The sequence below is a fragment of the Corynebacterium sp. HMSC070E08 genome (genome assembly GCF_001808895.1).
GTDB lineage: Bacteria > Actinomycetota > Actinomycetes > Mycobacteriales > Mycobacteriaceae > Corynebacterium > Corynebacterium hiratae.
This window is the reverse complement of sequence record NZ_KV794763.1, coordinates 1-19071: the sequence shown is the minus strand read 5'-3', so window position 1 is coordinate 19071 and position 19071 is coordinate 1. Positions and strand designations below refer to the sequence as shown.

18 protein-coding genes are annotated in these 19071 nt (G+C 62.1%); 1 reads left to right on the top strand and 17 read right to left on the bottom strand.

Annotated features, from left to right (window positions below; translation table 11 throughout):
- Positions 1–79 precede the first annotated feature (79 nt).
- The 16 genes from HMPREF2526_RS07345 to HMPREF2526_RS07270 form a co-directional block, all read right to left on the bottom strand.
- On the bottom strand, positions 80–868 hold the full coding sequence (locus tag HMPREF2526_RS07345) for a DegV family protein (RefSeq protein ID WP_046648993.1): 789 nt from the start codon (positions 866–868) through the stop codon (positions 80–82).
- Entirely contained in the window at positions 868–1566 is a 699-nt protein-coding gene (locus tag HMPREF2526_RS07340) for a histidine phosphatase family protein (protein ID WP_049156466.1), read from the bottom strand. Before HMPREF2526_RS07340 ends, HMPREF2526_RS07345 begins: the two co-directional genes overlap by 1 nt.
- Entirely contained in the window at positions 1563–2030 is a 468-nt protein-coding gene (rsfS, locus tag HMPREF2526_RS07335; protein WP_070546674.1) for a ribosome silencing factor, read from the bottom strand. The genes HMPREF2526_RS07340 and rsfS overlap by 4 nt, the downstream gene beginning before the upstream one ends.
- 96 nt (positions 2031–2126) lie before the next feature.
- On the bottom strand, positions 2127–2744 hold the full coding sequence (nadD, locus tag HMPREF2526_RS07330) for a nicotinate-nucleotide adenylyltransferase (protein ID WP_070546671.1): 618 nt from the start codon (positions 2742–2744) through the stop codon (positions 2127–2129).
- Positions 2737–3585, bottom strand: a complete 849-nt coding sequence (locus tag HMPREF2526_RS07325; protein ID WP_070546669.1) for a cutinase family protein — start codon at positions 3583–3585, stop codon at positions 2737–2739. The genes nadD and HMPREF2526_RS07325 overlap by 8 nt, the downstream gene beginning before the upstream one ends.
- Positions 3586–3595: 10 nt before the next feature.
- Positions 3596–4501, bottom strand: a complete 906-nt coding sequence (locus HMPREF2526_RS07320; protein WP_070546667.1) for a cutinase family protein — start codon at positions 4499–4501, stop codon at positions 3596–3598.
- Between the two features lie 193 nt (positions 4502–4694).
- On the bottom strand, positions 4695–6086 hold the full coding sequence (locus tag HMPREF2526_RS07315) for an RNA-binding domain-containing protein (protein ID WP_070546664.1): 1392 nt from the start codon (positions 6084–6086) through the stop codon (positions 4695–4697).
- 103 nt (positions 6087–6189) lie between these two features.
- Positions 6190–7458 (bottom strand): glutamate-5-semialdehyde dehydrogenase, encoded by a 1269-nt coding sequence (locus HMPREF2526_RS07310; protein WP_070546661.1) that lies wholly within the window; start codon positions 7456–7458, stop codon positions 6190–6192.
- 74 nt (positions 7459–7532) lie between these two features.
- The gene (locus HMPREF2526_RS07305) at positions 7533–8039 is read right to left on the bottom strand and encodes a DUF1707 SHOCT-like domain-containing protein (RefSeq protein ID WP_070546657.1); all 507 of its coding nucleotides are present in this window, start codon (positions 8037–8039) and stop codon (positions 7533–7535) included.
- Positions 8039–8944, bottom strand: coding sequence for a D-isomer specific 2-hydroxyacid dehydrogenase family protein (locus tag HMPREF2526_RS07300; protein WP_070546655.1), 906 nt, complete (start codon positions 8942–8944; stop codon positions 8039–8041). Before HMPREF2526_RS07300 ends, HMPREF2526_RS07305 begins: the two co-directional genes overlap by 1 nt.
- 15 nt (positions 8945–8959) lie before the next feature.
- Positions 8960–9889: a D-isomer specific 2-hydroxyacid dehydrogenase family protein gene (locus HMPREF2526_RS07295; protein ID WP_070509961.1), complete on the bottom strand. Its 930-nt coding sequence runs from the start codon at positions 9887–9889 to the stop codon at positions 8960–8962.
- A complete protein-coding gene (gene proB / locus HMPREF2526_RS07290) occupies positions 9889–11049 on the bottom strand; it encodes a glutamate 5-kinase (protein ID WP_232751595.1) in 1161 nt (386 codons plus the stop codon). Before proB ends, HMPREF2526_RS07295 begins: the two co-directional genes overlap by 1 nt.
- Positions 11050–11140: 91 nt before the next feature.
- Positions 11141–12670, bottom strand: a complete 1530-nt coding sequence (obgE, locus tag HMPREF2526_RS07285) for a GTPase ObgE (RefSeq protein ID WP_049157130.1) — start codon at positions 12668–12670, stop codon at positions 11141–11143.
- 160 nt (positions 12671–12830) lie between these two features.
- Complete coding sequence (gene rpmA / locus HMPREF2526_RS07280) at positions 12831–13109, bottom strand: 50S ribosomal protein L27 (RefSeq protein ID WP_010190882.1); 279 nt, start codon at positions 13107–13109, stop codon at positions 12831–12833.
- A gap of 43 nt (positions 13110–13152) precedes the next feature.
- The gene (gene rplU / locus HMPREF2526_RS07275) at positions 13153–13458 is read right to left on the bottom strand and encodes a 50S ribosomal protein L21 (RefSeq protein ID WP_010190885.1); all 306 of its coding nucleotides are present in this window, start codon (positions 13456–13458) and stop codon (positions 13153–13155) included.
- 201 nt (positions 13459–13659) lie between these two features.
- Positions 13660–16911, bottom strand: a complete 3252-nt coding sequence (locus tag HMPREF2526_RS07270; RefSeq protein WP_070546653.1) for a translation initiation factor IF-2 N-terminal domain-containing protein — start codon at positions 16909–16911, stop codon at positions 13660–13662.
- Between the two features lie 157 nt (positions 16912–17068).
- On the opposite strand from HMPREF2526_RS07270, the gene HMPREF2526_RS07265 reads away from it, so the two are divergent.
- Positions 17069–17872, top strand: coding sequence for a hypothetical protein (locus tag HMPREF2526_RS07265; RefSeq protein WP_049157132.1), 804 nt, complete (start codon positions 17069–17071; stop codon positions 17870–17872).
- Here HMPREF2526_RS07265 and arsB read toward each other — a convergent pair.
- Positions 17869–18933, bottom strand: a complete 1065-nt coding sequence (gene arsB / locus HMPREF2526_RS07260; RefSeq protein ID WP_049157134.1) for an ACR3 family arsenite efflux transporter — start codon at positions 18931–18933, stop codon at positions 17869–17871. The genes HMPREF2526_RS07265 and arsB overlap by 4 nt on opposite strands.
- Between the last annotated feature and the right edge of the window lie 138 nt (positions 18934–19071).

The following is a 19071-nucleotide window of genomic DNA, read 5'->3' as shown; positions in this document are numbered from 1 at the left end:
ACCCCCGTCGAGGGCTTAAGCCGCAGCCTGTGGATAACTTGTTGAAGACATCAACAACGTCTTTAGCTCGGCTCCGCCGTCAGCTAAAGACTGCGGAGACGCCGATGGCTCCGGGGCCGACGTGGACCGCGAGGACGTCGGTAAGCGGCACCAGCATAAAGGAGGAATCCGGCAGCGCCAAGCGCAGTAGGTCCTCCAACCGGCGGGCCGAGACCTTGTCCTCGTTGTACTGCACCACGATGAACGCCGGCTTGCCCTCCGCGCGGGAGGCGACCAGATCCACGAGCTTGGTAAAGGCCTTGGTTTGGGTGCGGGTCTTGCCCACCATCTCCAGCTTGCCGCCCTCAATCGCCATGATTGGCTTGGTGGCCAGCAGCGCGGTCGACAGCATCGCCGTGGCCGCGGACATGCGCCCGGAACGACGCAGCTCCTCCGTCGAGCTGAGATAGACCAAGGTGTGCCCGCGCTCGAGGGTGTTGATGGCGGCGGCATAGCACTCGTCGAGTGAGGCGCCTTCCTGGGCAAGCTTCGCTGCGGCCATGGCAGCGGCACCCATGACCATGCCCGCGGTGCCGGAATCGATGACGCGCACGGTGTCGGGGAAAACGCCGGAGGCAGTCACCGCCGCCGACCACGTCGAGGACAGTTCCTTCGACAGGTGGATGGCTAGCACCCCGTCATCGCCGGAGCGTTCCATCTGACGGCCGTATAAAGCGGCCAATTCGAGGGCAGTCAGACCCGAGGTGGACAGCTCCGCGCCATCCTTGCCGTGGCTTTCCATGACGTGCAGGTCCACGACGCAGATGTCGAGCTCCTCGACGATATCCGCCGGCAACCCCGCGGCGGAATCGGTGACGACGCGAATCACTAGACGTCCGCCCCGGCGCCACCAACGACAGCACCGCCCATATTCCAACCGTCAAAGTACCATTGGGCGCGGGCAACGTTCTCCGGGGTGAATTCCAGCGGGGAGAGCGGACGAGCGGCATCGAACTCGGGCCGCGCGGTCAGCTGCGACCAGTGAGTGTTCTTCAAACCAGAGAGAATCCCGTACTGGTGGTGCTCAAGGCCCAATAGGTGGCAGGTCAGCGCGGAAATGGCGCCGCCGTGCGCGACGACAAGCACCGCGCCTTCATCCCAGTCGGAGTGCTCCTGCATGAGCTCATCAATGACCGGGCGGGCTCGGTTGGCCACATCGACGCGGCTTTCGCCCTGCGGCGGCGCCCAGGTGGGGTCGTGGCGCCACAGCGCACGCGCCCCGGGGTACTGCTCATCCACCTCGGCGGAGGTCATCCCCTGCCACTCCCCCAGGTGGGTTTCACGCAGGCGCTTATCGACGGTTACCGCAAGCCCCAAGTGACGGGCGATGATTTCAGCGGTTTCGCGGGCACGGATGAGGTCCGAGGCGACAACCGCGGTGATGCCTTTATCCTCGAGCAGGTCAGCGGCAGCGCGCGCTTGGGAGTACCCTACGTCCGACAGCTCGGTGTCCAGGTGCCCCTGCATCCGTCCGGTAGCGTTGTAGGTGGTTTGCCCGTGGCGGATGAGGAGGAGACGGCGGGTCATAATTCGTCATCTTCCGGCTCTGGCTGGGCCAGGGGAATCTCATCGATCGAGTCCACGTCGCGCGGGTTGACTTCATCAGACCACTCGCCGGGGCGTTCCGGGGTGTCCAGACCGGGGATGTCGAGAAGCGGGCAGTCGTGGTAGAGGCGATCCAAGCCGTAAAACTCGCGCTGATCGTTGCGCTGGACGTGGACCACGATGGGGCCGTAATCGAGCAAGACCCACCGGTTCTCATGATTGCCTTCGCGGCGCTTGGGCTCAAAGCCCTGCTTGGTCAGCTCGTCCTCGACTTCCTCGACGATGGACGCCACTTGGCGCTCGGTATCGGCGGAGGCCAAGACGAAGACCTCGGTAATCGCCAGCACGTCGGAAACGTCAATAGCGGCAATGTTGGTGGCCAGCTTTTCATCCGCAGCCAAGGCGGCGGTTTCCGCCATCTGGCGTGCTTCATCAGTAATCGACATGACAATCCCTACACAAGTACTTTTCTCTTAAGAACTCTAGTCTTACACGACAAGGCGCATTTTCCTAGTCGAATTCCCCCCGCCTCTGCGCGGATACTACAGCGGTTTTTCCGGGTGTGGGCTGTAGAGGTGATTCTTGGCGATGTATTGCACCACCCCATCCGGCACCAGGTACCACACCGGCTGGCCCTGCTGGGCGCGAGCACGGCAATCGGTGGAGGAAATGGCCATGGCGGGAATCTCGATTAGCTCGATGTCGTCTTGGGAGCCCTCCGGCAGCATGTCCTTGCGGAGCTCGTAGCCGGGGCGGGTCACGCCGACGAAGTGCGCCATCTCCAGCATCTCTTCCCAGTTCCGCCAGCTCATGATGGAGGCCACAGAATCCGCACCGGTAATGAAGTAGAGCTCGGCATCGGGGAAAAGCTCGCGCAAGTCCCGCAGCGTATCGATGGTGTAGGTGGGGCCCTCGCGGTCAATGTCTACGCGAGAGACGGTAAAGCGCGGGTTTGATGCGGTGGCCACCATGGTCATCAGGTAGCGATGCTCGGCGGCGGTGACCTGCTTATCTGCCTTCTGCCAGGGCTGGCCGGTGGGCACGAAGACCACCGTATCGAGGCGGAAACGGTGGGCTACCTCGCTAGCAGCGACGAGGTGGCCATTGTGGATCGGATCGAAGGTGCCGCCCATGATGCCGATGCGTTGTGGACTAGTCATGGCTGGTGAGTATACCGGCCACAGCATCAATGACCTGCACGTCCTGCTCAGTAGGCTCCCCCAGGAAGTAGGAGGCGTGGCGCTCAGCCTTGGTTGCTAAGGCGCGGTTGGCGGCTTCCAGGGAGAAGTCGCAGACGAAGTCACCGTCCAAGCAATAGTCGACGTAGCGGTTTGCCGGCAGGCCGGTGCGGTTCTGGGCCCACGGCACCTGGTGCAACGGATTGCCAAACGTGAGTACCGCCTGCAGGCGTCCGGTTTCGGCAAGGTGACTCTCCACGCTCGTTGCGACGAGCGCGCCCTGCGAGTAGCCAGCGGCCACCCAGCGCGGGCGGCAGCCGGTGGTGGCTTCATAGTCTTCGACCACCTTCGGGGCGTTGCGAACACCGGTGCGCAGACTATCGACGGCCCCCAGCGTCACCGAGTACGCCAAGTCCCCGATGGGGTGCTCCTGGAGGATCTCCACGGTTCGCTGCACGAGTTCACGCGGGCCGAGGTCCTCACCCTCCTGCGCCAAGGGTGGCAGGTTCATGGCGGCGGGATAGGATTCCGGGTCGAGCGCTAGCACATAGACGCCATCCATAGCGCCCGGGTGGCGCTGCTCAACCTGGTGGAACAGCGCAGCAAAGTTACGTCCCTCAAAGCCCGTGGACTCTGGCGCATGCACGGAGTAGCGCTGCGGGCCCACGTATTCGCCTTGCTCCTCGTTCTGATCCGAGCCGCGCGCGACGAGCACTGCGGTCTCGGGGCAGGTGTCAACACCGCCCGCCGAGGCCACAGGAACGTTCAGGAGAAACGCTGCTGCGCCAAGCGCGGCACACATGCTAAAAGAAGGAGGCTTCACCCTTTCCTGTTTAGCGGAAACGAACGCTGTCTACCATGCTGCCGATGGAATCATAGACCTGGTTATCCCACTCGTGGTAGGTGAAGAAGTACTGGCCGTGGGAGCCGCCAGTGGGCTTAGCGGCGTAGAGGGTGTGGGCGGAGAGGTCGCACACGGCATCGAGGGGCAGGCAGTAGTCCACGCGGCTGACGTTGGCGCGCATCTGCGGGAAGTGGCCCATCGGGCCGCCTGCGCCCTGGGTCGCACCGACAACGGCCGGATCCCCGGCGCGGGTCAGCGGGTTGCCAAAGGTCACGACACCGGCGAGCTGGCCGCGGTGGGCTAGCTCCAGCTCGTGGTTGGACAGGACCATAGCACCTTGGGAGTAGCCGGACAGGATGTACTGCGGGTGGCAGCCGGTAGCGGCCTCGTAGTTGTTGATGGCGCTGGTCACGCCGCGCTTGCCGGTCTGTACGGAGTACATGAACTGGTTGATGGCGGAGACCGCGGTGTTGATGACCGGGTTGGCGTACTGTGCGGCTAGGCGCACCAAGTCGGCCGCGGTGGTGGGAAGCGACTCGTTCGGCACGGAATACTCCGGGTACGTCGCCGGGTAGTATTGCGGCTCCAGCCCCAGCACGTAGACATCCTTCATCAGCGAGTTGCCACCGTGTGTTGCCTGATAGCGCGCTTCAGCGCCGTGCAACATGGCGCGAATGGATTCGCCTTCCCACCCATTGGAGGCTCGGCCACCCTGGTTGGAGTACTGGGTGGGATAGATCTGGCCGTTCTGGCCGGAGCCGCGCGCGGCGACGACGACCACGGCGGGGCACTGTTCGTCGGCATGCGCGGCGGGTGCAGATACGGTGTTCGGGACGATGAGGGCGGCCGCGGCCACGACGGCGGCGGCGACGGAGGAAGCAATGCGGGACAGCATGAGCGGAAGGCACCAATCAGTTCTTTGTTATTACCGCGCTTTAGAGTACCCAGTCCTGTCCCGCCGCGCAGCACGAACCCCACACAAGGCGAACAATCTACTCGAAAAGTTTTCGAGTAGGATGTTTTGCGCAGGTCAGGCTCGAAAAATTCCTTTCGAGTAGCTTTCGAGTAGCTTTCGAGCTCTACTCAGCTCACCCAAAAGGCCCCTCAACAAACCACACTGCCCGCGGATCGCGCGGACCATTACCCCTCCATTTCACAAGCCCCTTGTCACGCATGGCTTGCAATGCACGACGCACAGATGGAATTGACACGCCAAGAGCTTCGGCCACTTCTCCCGTAGACATTGGACGTGCGCTCGTTTCCAACGCTGCCAACGCCCCTTCAGCATGGCGGGGCAAATCCTGCAGCACTTGCTCGTTCAATCGTTGAATTGCCTTCAACGTCAGAACAACGCTGCCACTGGTCTGCACATAAGAGGGATCAGCAAAACCGACGCGGCGCATACCAGCGAACATACGCCGGATGCCCTCGCCCAGTTCTTGGCCTATGCGTAACTCAGCAGTAACGCGTGCAATGAGGGGGTTACGCGCGAAACGTGCTATCGATTCAGGCTTAGCGGGATCAACAAGACCCGGAAAACGTCCGGGGCTAGAAATCTCAATCCGACTGGGGTACACCTCAAATCGAATATGATCACCCGACATACTGTATGAACGGTGCACAACAGCGTTAACTAGGCCTTCCAGCCACACATCATGCGGAATGAGATTCTCGTCCTCAAATAACCCCGCCCCCGACAACCTACGAACCGTCGGCAGCATCCCACCGATTACCTCTTGTGCTGCACGGATCTGATCAGGCAACGGACCATCAAAGCGACGGTCTTCCATCAACTGCTGTTGCTGACCTGGCAGGCGCTCATCTTCTGCGAAGCGAAGTACTCGGATGTGAGCATTCGGGAAAAACTCTTGCGGATTCTTTCCAAACAGCAAGAGCGCGGCGGTCCGCGGACGCCCCTGGCGGTCAATCAGATTCCGCGCGTTGAGTGAATCTACGCCGGAAGACGAACCGATAATGTCAGCGTAATTTTCGACTAAGGACATATCGAGATCTTCTGAGCTAGCATGCGCCGGCACAGTAGCATCGTACTGCTGCTCGCCCTTGGTGTATCGAAGCTCGAGGATGTCATCGGCCTTGAGATGCCTAGACTCGTCTCCCACCCGCAGGTAGCACTCCCCCGACCTTAAATAGTGAACACGCTCGCTGGGCAGGATATGAAAGAGGAACACCTCTACGCCCTCGTCAATTTCGAGCGTTTCGATGCGAACTTTAACGGTCGGATCCGTATGGTCCAACGCGGTCTGCCGCAAATCGTTCCCCTGACCCGCGGTAGGGAGACCATCAAACTCACGATCCGTAATCCCCACGGCAACAACGCCACCCTCAGCATTAGCCATTCCGACGATTGTCTTGGCCAAATCCTTAGGCTTGATTCGGAACGATTTGCGGTCGAACCACTGATCTTCAGGCACACTCAAAAGCAACCGTGGCTCTTCGTGAAAGTTTCGCTGTAGACTCACAGAGAAACATCCTACTCGAAAATTTTTCGAGTAGGATGTTTTGCGCAGGTCAGGCTCGAAAAATTCCTTTCGAGTACCTTTCGAGTAGCTTTTCTAGCTGTCCCTAGGGGCGGGTCTGGCCGGTGCCCTGCAGCACCCACTTGGTAGACGTCAGCTCCGGCAGAGCCATCGGGCCGCGCGCGTGCAACTTCTGAGTGGAGATGCCGATTTCCGCGCCCATGCCGTAGACCTCACCGTCAGTAAACGCGGTGGAGGCGTTGAGCATGACGGCCGCAGCATCCACCTCGTTGGCGAAGGTCAGCAGCACGTCAGCGTCCTGGGCGGCGATGGCCTCAGTGTGGCCGGTGGTGTACTCAGCAATGTGCGCGATGGCGCCGTTGACGCCATCGACCACCTTGGCGCAGATATCCATGGAGAGGAATTCTTCGCGCCACTCTTCGTCGGTGGCCTCCACGGCGTCCTTAACGCCGAAGGCTTCGAGCTCCTTCACATCGCCGTGGATGGTGACGCCTGCCTCCTGGAGGGAGGTGATGATGCGGAGCTTTGCGGCGTCGTCAAGCGCGGCGTCGATCAGCACGCCTTCCGTAGCATTGCACACCGAGGTGCGGCGGGTCTTGCCGTTGATCACCATATCGGTAGCCTTGTCCAGGTCAGCGGAGGCATCGACGTAGAAGTGGCAATTGCCGGTACCCGTCTCGATGGCGGGGACGGTGGCGTTTTCCACCACAGCGTTGATAAGGCGCGCGCCGCCGCGCGGGATGACCAGGTCCACCAGGCCGCGGGCGGTGATGAGGTCCTGCACGGAATCGTGGGTCTCACAGGGCAGAAGCTGCACGCCTTCGCGTGGCAGATCGAATTCCACGAGGGTGTCTTGGAGGAGCTCCACGAGCTTAGCGTTGGAGTTCTTCGCGGACTTGGAACCGCGCAGCAGCGGCACGTTGCCGGACTTCAGGGCCAGGCCGAAGGCATCGACGGTGACGTTCGGGCGGGCCTCGTAGACCATGCCCATCACGCCGAGCGGCACACGAACCTGCTTCATCTGGATGCCGTTATCCATGGTGCGGCCCTGCAGGATCTCCCCTACCGGGTCCTGGAGGGAAGCTACCTGGCGCAGGCCGCCGGCAATGCCCTCGATGCGGGCGGCGTCCAGCGACAGGCGGTCGATGAGGGACTCGGACATACCGTTGGCGCGGCCGGCTTCGATATCGAGCTGGTTAGCAGCGAGGATGTCCTCGGTGTGCGCGATGAGGTTTTCCGCGGCGCGATTGAGAATCTCGTTCTTGCGCGGGGTGGTCAGCTGCGCGAACTGCGGCGCCACCGCCTTGGCGGCGCGGGCTTTGGACAGAACTTCTTCACGTTCGGTGTTGCTCATGCCATACCAGCGTACGGAAGGTCTGCCCGCTTGTCAGGGATTTTGTGCAGCTATGGGCGCGGATCGGCCCTTAGTTAGGCCTCGAGCTCGCGGCGGCGCTCCGCCGCGGCACGCAGGCGCTCGGCGCGCTTTTTCTTTTCTCCTTCGGAAAGCTCATCAAAGAGCTCTTCATCCGACTCGCTGAACTTCAACACCCCGCGCGCAGCCCAGGAAGCGAAGAACGCGATGACGGGCGAGATCCAGAAATAGCTCCAGTCGAAGACAAAGAGGCCCAGGAAGAGCGCAATCATCGCCACCGACCAGATGACGGAATCCACTATCTGCACCTTGCGGCCGCGGGAGAGCATGTCCTCCAACTCCGCCTCGTGGCGGCGTGCGGGTGTTGTGGCGCTTGGGGTGGAAAGCTCCGGCAGGTCCGCAAAGAGCTTTTCGACGTCTCCGCGCGTGCGCGCCGCGGCAGCCTCGCCGGTGCGCTGCTCAAATTCATCGGGGCCCAACGCACCGTTGACGAAGTGCTGGCTCAACTGCTCCAGGGCCGCAGAACGCTCCGCATCACCAACGCGGATATCGGGGTTCTCCATTAATAACCTGCCTTCGGGTCAACCAGAGTGGGCAGCTCCTCCCCCGCCGCGAAAGCCTTGGCCACCTTGATGGTGTGCGCGCCAATCTTCTCGCGCACGGAGCGCTGCGTATTGGCAATGTGCGGGGTGATAACCACGCGCTTATCCTGCCATAGCGGGTGATCCTCCGGCAACGGTTCGGGGTCGGTGACGTCGAGTGCGGCACCCGCGATCTCGCCCGACTCGAGTGCTGCGAGGAGGTCCTCGGTGTTGATGAGCGGGCCGCGGCCCACGTTGACCACGACCGCGTGATCCGGCATCTGCTTAAAAGCTTCCGCATCCACCATGTGGCGGGTCTCCGGGGTCAGCGGAGCGATAAGGACGAAGTAATCCGCCTTCGGCCAGACCTTGTCCACTTCAGAAATCGGGTAAGTCTCCTCCGCGCCCTCGACCGGGTTGCCGGAGCGGTTGACCGCAATGATGCGCGGCCCGAAACCAGACAGCATGCTAATCAGACGCTTGCCAATGCCACCGGCACCAATAATGGCCACCGTCTTATCGTCGTAGAGGTAGGAGGTGTGGGCCTCCATCTCTGCATAAGAATCAAACGTGCCGTTGACGCGACGGTGCGCGTGCAGCTGCGCCAGAAGCAGCGCGATGGTGGATTCCGCCACCGTGTTGTCATAGACCCCGGCGGCGTTTGACCACGGCACGCTGCTCCCCTTCATTGCGTCGAGCACGTGGTCCACGCCCGCCGAAGGAATCTGCACGAAACCAATGTTCTCCGGCAGCGGGTCCGGGAAGTCGGTGCCGTCGCCGGTGTAGATGAGGAAGGAGGCCTCATCTAGCCGGGCGCGCTCAAAGCCCGCGGCGTCAAGCACCTCGATGGTTTCCTCCCACGGGTGTGGTTCGATGGCGTACTTCATGCACATCCTCCTTAGCTAGTATCCGGCGTCCGGGTCGACGCGCGTGGGCATATCCTCGCCGCGCTCCCACGCGGCGGCGTTGGCATTGAAGATAGCACCCAGGTGGTACTGGGCCACGTGATCCGAGGCCGCCATGTGCGGGGTCAGCGTAGCGTTGGGAAGCTCATAGAGCGGGTGGCCATCCGGAAGCGGCTCCGGATCCATGACCTCGAGGCCCGCTCCCGCGATCTCGCCCGTGCGCAGTGCATCCACGAGATCATCAGTGACTACGGTGCTGCCGCGGCCGACGTTGATAAACACCGCCGAGCGCTTCATGGCGCGGAACACCGCAGCATCAAAGAGAGCTTCCGTCGCTTCTGTCGCCGGCAGAATGCTCACCACGAAATCCGCCTCGCCCCATGCTTCGTCGACGCGCTCGATAGGGAGTGTTACGTCCGCGCCGTCCACTGGGCGGCCCGAGCGGTTCACCGCGGTGATGTGCACGCCAAAGGGCCGGAGATAGGCCATGAGCTGCGTGCCGATTCCTCCCGCGCCCACGATGAGCACGCGCGTAGGCCCCTGTTGGTCATAGAGCCAGGCCTGGGATTCATCGAGCTCACGCGCCACCGACCAGGACTTCGCCAGCGCGAAAGCCTTGTGGTGGTGCGCCTGGGAGAGCATGAGCCCCAGCGCGGATTCCGCCACGGGCTTGGCAAAAGCGCCGGCGGAGTTGCACCACGGCAGGCCATCCGGCCGGATGAGCCCGGCCTCGATATGGCGGTTCACCCCGGTGAAGCAGTATTGCACCCACTGGATATTCTCCGGAATCTCCGGGGTCTGCGCCGGGTCCGAGGCGGTGTTCACAAAGACCTCGGCTTCCGCCAAGCTCTCCACGCGCTCGTGCCCGGCTGCGTCGATATCTGCCACGGTCGCTGCCCACACATCGGGGCCCATGAAATAGCGCATTAAATTCGGGACGCGAAATTGGACAGGTAGTCGGCGTGAACAACCGGGCGGCGCATGTCCTCCGGCAGCTCCTCGGTGTGCTTGCCCAGCAGGTTGCGCAGCGTGGCGGAGTCATAGCCCACCTCACCGCGGCCAATGACCTGGCCCTTGGGGCCCATAATGTCCACGATCTCACCGGCGCTGAACTCACCCTTGATATCCGTGATGCCCACGGCCAACAGGGAGTTTCCGCCGCGGACCACGGCTTCCATGGCGCCCTCGTCGAGGCGCAGCGAGCCGCCGGTATCCGCGCAGTAGAGCGCCCAGAACTTCCACGCAGACAGGCGGCGCTCCTCACGGGTGTGGAAGACGGTGCCTACGGAGGCGTCGTCAAGCGCCTGTCCGATGTTATCCGCCGAGGTCAGCAGCACGGGAATGCCGCCGCGGGTGGCCAAGCGCGCAGCAGAGACCTTCGTGGCCATGCCACCGGTGCCGACCTTGCCGCCGTCACCAGCAACAACCGCCTTGAGGTCCTTGCCGGTGCGCACCTCCTCGACGAACTTGGCATCGGGCTCCGCCGGGTTCTTGTCATAAAGGCCGTCCACGTCGGAGAAGAGGAAGAGGGCATCCGCGCCAACCAAGTTGGCCACGAGCGCGGAGAGGCGGTCGTTATCACCGAAGTGCATCTCGGAGGTCGCGACGGTGTCATTCTCATTAACGATGGGCACCGTGCGCATCTGGCGCAGGCGGTCAATGGTGCGCTGGGCGTTGCGGGCGCGATCGCGCTTGCCGACGTCCGACGCGGTCAGCAGCACCTGCCCAATGGTGCGGTTATAGCGGGCGAAGGACACGCCCCACTCGTAGGCGAGGTGGACCTGGCCCACCGCGGCAGCTGCCTGCTTGGTGGCTAAATCGGTGGGGCGCGTGGTCAGGCCCAGCGGGCCCATGCCCGCAGCCACCGCACCGGATGAGACGATGATGATGTCCGAGACATTCATGCGGGCGCACACAGCGTCAACGATCTTGTCGATCTTCTCAGTCGAGGTCACGAAGTCATCGCGCGTCAACGACGAGGAGCCGATCTTGATGACGATGCGCTTGGCCTTGGAGATCTCCTCACGCAGGGGTGAGGAAAAACCACTGGATTTTTCCGACAGCGTGGTCGTCTCCGGATAGTCCATGTCCGGGGTTGGACCCTCAAAGGGTTCGAGGGGAAGAGGATAGTCGATCTGGTTGTCGTGTTCGGATGACATACCGGCTCAGTATACCGGGCTAGCCCTGCCAGCGATCGCGGTTTGCGGACTCGCGCGTGACCTCCCCATCCGTGCCAAAGTCGAACTCGTCGACGAGACCGCGGCGCGCCTGGGAAGCGCGCTTACGCTCGGCAGCCGAGACTCGCTCGGTGCTCATGAGGCGGCCATCCTGTCCGCGGCCAGCGTCGGTCGCGCGGCCACCAGCCATGGGCTCGTACTCGAAGGTGATGTCCCCGATGGTCACGGGGCAGCCTTCCTGCGCGCCTTGGCGGTGCAGTTCCTCTTCGACACCGGCCTTGGCAAGGCGGTCCGCAAGGTAGCCCACGGCCTCGTCGTTTTCGAAGTCCGTCTGGCGGATCCAGCGGTCGATCTTTTCGCCTTCGACGATGAAGCCGCCCTCCACCTCGGGGTCTGGGGTGACGGTGAAGTCGGCGAACCTGCCCTTCTTTTTCTTGCCCACGGACTTCGGCTGAATAATGGTGTGGTTCTTGTCCGCGGCGACCTTGGGCTGAGCCTTGCGGTGCTCGTTGACCATCTCCATGAGCTTGTACTTCAGCGGGTCGAGGCCCTTGCGCGCGACTGCGGAAATGATGAAGACGGGCCAGCCGTACTTCTCTTCGAGGTCACCCTTGACAAATTCTGCTAGCTCTTCGGCCTCGGGAATGTCCGCCTTGTTGAGGATGATGACGCGCGGGCGCTCGCGCAGATCCCCCAGGCCGGTGTCCTGCTCCAGCAGCTCTTGGTACTTGGCCAGCTCGGTCTCGAGGGCCTCGATATCAGAGAGCGGATCGCGGCCCGGCTCGATGGAGGCGGTATCCACCACGTGGGCCAGGACCGCGGTGCGCTCGATGTGGCGCAAGAAGTCGAGTCCCAAGCCCTTGCCCTCGGCGGCCCCAGGGATCAGGCCCGGAACATCCGCCATGGTGAAAGACTCATGGCCCATGTCCACTACGCCCAGGTTGGGCTGGAGGGTGGTGAAAGGATAGTCACCAATCTTCGGCTTGGCCGCCGAGAGAACAGAAATAAGGGAGGACTTACCCGCGGAAGGAAAGCCCACGAGGCCGACGTCCGCCATGGACTTCAGCTCCAGGATGAGATCGCGCGCCTCACCAGGTTCTCCCTGCAGCGCAAAGCCCGGAGCCTTACGAGCAGCCGAGGCCAGTGCTGCGTTACCAAGTCCGCCGAAACCGCCCTCCGCAGCCACGAAGCGGGTCCCCGGGACCGTGAGGTCCGCGAGCATCTCCCCATCCTCGGTATAGACCACGGTGCCTGCCGGCACCTCCAGAATGAGGTCCTTGCCGCGCGCGCCGTTGCGCCAGTCGCCAGCACCGTTGCCGCCACGCTCGGATTTGATGTGCGGGCGGTAGTGAAAGTCCATCAGCGTATGGATTTGGGTTGAGACCTCCAGCAAGATGTCTCCGCCGTGGCCGCCGTTGCCGCCATCGGGCCCGCCGAGCGGCTTGAACTTTTCGCGGTGAACGGAGGCGCAGCCGTGTCCGCCATCGCCTGCCTGCAGGTGCAAAACCACTCGGTCAATGAATCGTGCCATGCCCGTTAGTCTAACGGTTCCTGGCATACCGTCCTAGTTGAGCACTGCCGGGGATCTGAAGCCCACGGCCCCTTTAGTCTTCTCCACGCTCTCCCGCCACGCCGGCCGCGTGAAAACGACAAAATCCCGAGCAAACGCTCGGGATTAAGCCATGAAGCTCTTAGGCAGTTGCTTCTGCAGCAGCCTCTTCAGCCGGAACAATGTTGACCAGACGACGGCCACGCTTGACGCCGAACTCAACAGAGCCTGCAGCGAGAGCGAACAGGGTATCGTCGCCGCCGCGACCAACGTTCTCACCCGGGTGGAACTTGGTGCCGCGCTGACGCACGATGATCTCGCCGGCCTTAACCTGCTGACCACCGAAGCGCTTGACGCCGAGACGCTTGGACTCAGAATCGCGACCGTTGCTGGAGCTGGAAGCACCCTTCTTGTGTGCCATGTGGTTTTCCCTCCTTCAGGGATGAATTAGTGCCGGTTAAGGCTTACTTGATACCGGTAATCTTCAGCGTGGTCACCGGCTGACGGTGACCGAGGCGACGCTTGTAACCAGTCTTGTTCTTGTACTTGAGGATGTCGATCTTCGGGCCCTTGCCCTGCTCGACAATTTCAGCGGAGACGGAGACCTTCTCGAGGTCTGCGGCCTTCGACTTGACGGTTGCGCCATCGACGAGCAGAACCGGGGTGAGAGCAACGGAGGAACCCGGCTCACCCTCGATCTTCTCGACCTTGACGAGGTCACCTTCAGCAACCTTGTACTGCTTTCCGCCGGTCTTGACGATCGCGTACATAGAGGGCTACCCCTTATCTAAACTCGGCTCGCTAGCAGCTGGGTGGTGCCGCTAACGAATGGACATTGGACATTGGCGTTTAGAACCACATCCGCGAGAGACGTGCGGAAACCGCAGCGCGTCCCATCGAGCGCATTCATGGTCTAAACAGCGACTGTCAAAGACTACCCCGTGAGGGGGCGAAAAGGCAAAACGCCTTTTCTAGCGCGACCTGCGCCGTGCTACTCGACGCCTCCCGCGCCCGCCCCTGCGCCTTGTCGACGCCGTAGTCTCCTCGCGCTCCTTCGCCTCAGTGCTGTGCTCCGCGCCCCTACCGCGTTCCTTCGGTGCCGGCGCGGATTGGCTCTGCGCCATCTTGCGCACCACTCGGCGGCGACCGCGGCTGCGGGTCGCGCGCACGTTCATGTTCTCGCCCGACTCCGCGGCCTTGCGCTCTGCCTTGGCCTCCTTTTTAGAGGTGGCCAGCGGAGCGTCCTTGGCTGGGGTCTCGCCCTGTGCAAAGTCTTCGCGCTTCGGGCGAATATCCGAACGGGAATTTCCGCGTGTGCGGCGCTTGCGGCGCGGCGAGTTCTCGAAAGCCTCGACGGCTTCCTCGTAGGTTGGCTCCGAGCGCTGTGCGGAGGACTTCTTCTCCGCTTCAGCGTTCTTAGCGTTCCTATCCTGCTTGCCTTGCTGCGCGCGCAAGCCCTCACTCGTCTCCTCGCGCTGTGGCTCCCGGAAGGTACGCGTTGCCCGGCGCGGCTTGCGCGAGCGCTTCTGCTTGGATTTCGGCTTCGATCGCTTCGCTTCCAGGCTTTCCGCTACCGCGTAGCCAATGGACGCGCTATCCGGCGTCTCCGCGTCATCGTCGTCCACGACGACCACGCTGGCCACGAGTTCCTCCAGCGAAGATTCTTCGTCGCGCGCTGCTTCTTCATTGTCAGCACGGGCAGCCTCATGCTCGGAAGCGGCATCGTCGTCCTCGCGATGCATACGGACGGCGGCCGGGTGCTTCTTCGGATCGCGCTGCGGTGCACGGCGTTCCTTACGGCCGCGGCGCTGCGGCTTCGAGTTATCCTCTTCCGTCTCCTCATCAACCGGGTACTCGTGAATGATGATTCCTCGGCCATGGCAGGCCTCGCACTCGGTGGAGAAAGTCTCGATGAGGCCGGTGCCCACGCGCTTGCGCGTCATCTGCACCAAGCCCAGTGAGGTGACCTCAGAAACCTGGTGACGAGTCCGGTCGCGCCCCAACGCTTCCTTGAGGCGGCGCAGCACCAGATCCTGGTTTTCCGGCAAGACCATATCGATGAAGTCCACGACGATCATGCCGCCGATATCGCGCAGGCGCATCTGGCGCACGATCTCCTCGGCCGCCTCGAGGTTATTTCGCGTCACCGTCTCTTCCAGGTTGCCGCCGGAGCCGGTGAACTTGCCCGTGTTGACGTCAATGACCGTCATGGCCTCAGTGCGGTCGATGACGAGGGTGCCGCCAGACGGCAGCCACACCTTGCGGCCCAGGGCCTTCTGCAGCTGCTCATCAATGCGGTAGGCGCTGAAGGCATCCTCGCCATCGTGCTCGCGGGCGTCGTATCGCACCACGCGGTCGGCCAAGTCATGCGCCATGGAATCAACGTAGGCGCTGACCGTGTTGTAGGAACGCTTGCCGTCCACCACCAAGGTGCTGAAGTCCTCGTTGAAAAGGTCACGCACCACCTTGATGAGCAGGTCCGGCTCTTCGTACAGGGTGACCGGCTTGGCGCCCTTCGTTGCCTTTTCGTGCGCGGCGCGGGCGCTAATGTCCTCCCACAATGAGTGGAGGCGGTTGACGTCGGACGCGATGTCCTCCTCCGACACGTTTTCCGCTGCGGTGCGGATGATGGCGCCGCCATCCCCCGGGATGACGCGCTCCAGAATCCCCTTGAGGCGCTTGCGCTCCGGCGCCGGCAGCTTGCGGGAAATGCCCGCGCTGCGCCCGCCCGGCACATACACCAGGAAACGACCGGCCAGGGAAATCTGAGTGGTCAAACGTGCGCCCTTGTGCCCGATGGGATCCTTGGCCACCTGGACCAGGACTTGGTCACCGGACTTCAGCGCGTTTTCCACCTTGCGGCTGCGCCCACCAATGCCCAGGGCGCGCCAGTCGATGTCTCCCGCGTACAGCACGCCGTTTCGGCCCTGTCCGATATCGACGAAGGCGGCCTCCATCGAAGGCAAGACATTTTGCACGCGGCCCAAGTAGATATTGCCAATCTGGGAAGGGTGCGTCTCGGTCGTGACAAAGTGCTCGACCAGGAGATCATCCTCCAGCACACCAACCTGGGTGATGATGCCAGCGCCGTCGGTACGCTGCTTATCGCGCACCACCATGGTGCGCTCTACAGATTCGCGGCGCGCCAAAAACTCCGCTTGGGAGACGATGTGCTGGCGCTCGCGGCCCTTCTCCCGCAGCTCCGCACGGCGGCGACGCTGCGCCTCGATGCGGGTTGAGCCCTTAATCGCCTTCGGCTCGTCGATGTGCTCGACTTCCTCGCGGACTACCCCGCGGCCTTCTGCTCCGCGGCCACGAGAGGTACCGCGGCTGCCGCGACGGCGACCGCGCGGCTGGCTTGCCGGTGCCGAATCTTCCTCGATTTCTTCCTCGCGTTTTTCTGACTTCTGACGCTTGGCCAGCGGAGTGATCTTCGGCGCCATGAAGACCGGCGCGAAGTCGTACACGTCCGGGTCTTCCTCAGCCATCGGGGTGATCAGCGGAGTGAGCTCGTCGTCCTCGTCGCTATCACCGGCCTCGGCGAGCGCCTCGTGCAGCATTTCGGCATCGACCTTGTCGACGATCTGCGAAATCTCGTTATCAACGTTCTTGCGCACGCGCTCGCGCAGCTTTTCTTCTTCCTCGCTCAGCTGCTCCGGCTGCCCGGCCTGTTCAGTATCCTGTGTCGAGTCCTGTGCCTGTGCAGCTTCCTGCGGCTCCCCCGCGCCATCCTGTTGCGCAGCAGACTCTTCCGGTGCGGGTTCCTCTGCCTGCTCCTTCGGCTCAGCCTTCTTGCCTGCCTTGCTCACGCGCTTCGCCGCGCGCTTGGTGCGCTTCTTCTTCACCGTCTTCTCCGGCTTTTCCTCAGCCGGGGCTTCAGTAGTTTCTTCGACAGGTTCTTCGGGGGTCTGCGCAGCATCGGCCGTGACTGCAGCCTGCTCGGCGTCCTCGGCGGCGGCCTGATTGGTGTCCTCAGTGGCTGGCACGAGGGCATCGATAAGCTGACCCACCTCCTCCGGCGTAAGTGTGGATTGTGCGGACTTCTTGATGCCCATCTCCGCGAACTGGGCCACCAATTCCTTGGAGGCCACGCCCACCTGCTTAGCCAAGGCATAAAGGCGAGTCTTAGGCGCGAGCGCCTCGCGGTCAATCCCCGCTACAGCCGCGGCCAACGTCGATTCAGTGCGTGCTTCTTCTGTTTCTGTTTTCTTCTTGGATGCCATCAGTGGCTAATCTCCTGACGTTGTGCTCACCCCGGGCGCAGGTTGCCGCCACACGGCGGTGAGACTTTGAAAAAATTCTCTTCATCTTTATTTAGTTGTCAGTGCCTTCCATTCTGGCACAGAGCTCGACCGAGGCTCACATGTTAGTATCGCCGCTATGTCCGACAGCGCGCCCACAAACACACCGGCAGAGCGGAAAATACCTGTCCACGCGCCACGCACAGTGGCGCAGGCGCGCGCTCGTAACGAGATTGCACTGCGGGATATTGTGACCGTGGCCGTGCCCGCGGGCATCGCCTCCGGCCTTCGCGCCGTTGACCTCCCTTACCCCTACGCGGTCCCGGTCTACGCGGTACTCATCATGGTGATGCTCTACGGAGTCTTCCGCATCATTCGCAGCGAGCCGAGGTTGGTGCAGGCCTCCCAAGAAGAGTACCGGGCGGGCGATTACCCTCTTCTCGCCTATTTTCTACCGGTGCTTGCTATCTTCTCCCCTCTCATCACTGAGGGAATTAAATCCACCGGGATTATCGGCGATGTCTCACCCAACCCTATCCTTATCGCCGCTGGACTTACTGCTTTCTCCATCCCTGCGTTCATCTTCGGTGGCCGCGCTTTCGGTACCACCTCCTACCGAGTGGGCAAGCGACGCATCAAGGCCATCACCGAACAAGGAAGCCTCGAAGGCGTCACTCAAGCGAGCATCGCCGCAGTAGAAACTCACCCGGAAGTCCTCAGCGGGCTAGTCGCCGCCGGTGCAGTCACTGGCAATACCACCTCCATCTCTGAGCTGGGGCGGCTGATCGGCTACGAGGAGGGGCTCGAAGAAGAACTCCGTGAACTCGAAGCGGCCGGCGTGGTGAAACTGCCTGGTCTCATCAAGTGGAGTGGTGAGCGGACCTTTAACATCACTCTGACCGAAGCTGGCGTGCGCAGCATGGACGCTGCACGCACGCGCTAGCGCGGAAGAGTGGCATCTCCCGGGAAGAGTTTCGGGCCAATCCAAAGTATGAAATAGACCAGACCAACGAGGACTGGAATCTCAACAAGAGGACCAATCGTTCCGGCAAGGGCTTGAGCAGACATCGCTCCGAAGGTGCCGATGGATACTGCAATAGCAAGCTCAAAGTTGTTTCCTGCTGCAGTGAACGCCACGCTGGCAGACTGCGCGTAATTCATGCCAACGGCCTTTGCTACGCCCAGCGACAGCACAAACATGCCCACGAAGTAGATAACCAGCGGCACGGCCACGCGCACTACCGTTGCTGGCTGCTCCACAATGTGCTCGCCCTGCAGGGAAAAGAGCAACACAATTGTGTACAGCAGACCAATCATGGCCAGGGGCGATACGGCTGGGAGGAAGCGGTTCTCAAACCATTCCCGTCCTTTTACCTTTTCGCCCCACACGCGAGACAGCGCACCCAACAGGAACGGTATGCCCAAGAAGACGAGTACGGCCTTGACGATGGCCCAGAAGGAAAAGTCAGCGCTCGTCGTGTCCAGGCCCAGCCATCCGGGGAGGACGCGCAGGTAGAACCAACCCAGAACACCAAACATAGCGACCTGGAAGATGGAGTTCAGGGCGACAAGCACAGCCGTTGCCTCGCGGTCAGCGCATGAGAGGTCCGACCACACAAGCACCATGGCGATACAGCGAGCAAGGCCCACGATGATGAGGCCGGTGCGCAGCTCCGGCTGGTCCGCCAAGAACAGCCACGCCAGGGTAAACATAAACGCCGGCCCCACCAGCCAGTTGAGGACGAGCGATACCGCCATGAGGCGGCCATCCGTGGCAATTTCCTTGGTCTTCTCGTAGCGAACCTTGGCCAAGGGTGGGTACATCATGACGAGGAGACCAATGGCGATCGGGATGGAAATCCCGCCGATTTCAACGGCGCCCAAGGCTTGGCCAATCCCGGGAATGAAGTGGCCAATGAGCAGTCCGGCAGCCATCGCCAGAATGATCCACATGGGTAAAAATCGGTCAAGAAAAGACAACTTCGGGCGCTGCGACACAGCCATGTCCCCCCTCCTTCGACGTTAAACAATGGACAATACAAACATGCAATATACAGCACGTATTGATACGCGTCAATATAACGTAGGGTGCAAGGATAACCCCTATACTGGCCCTTCCGGTTTTAGAGTGCGTTGATTTTG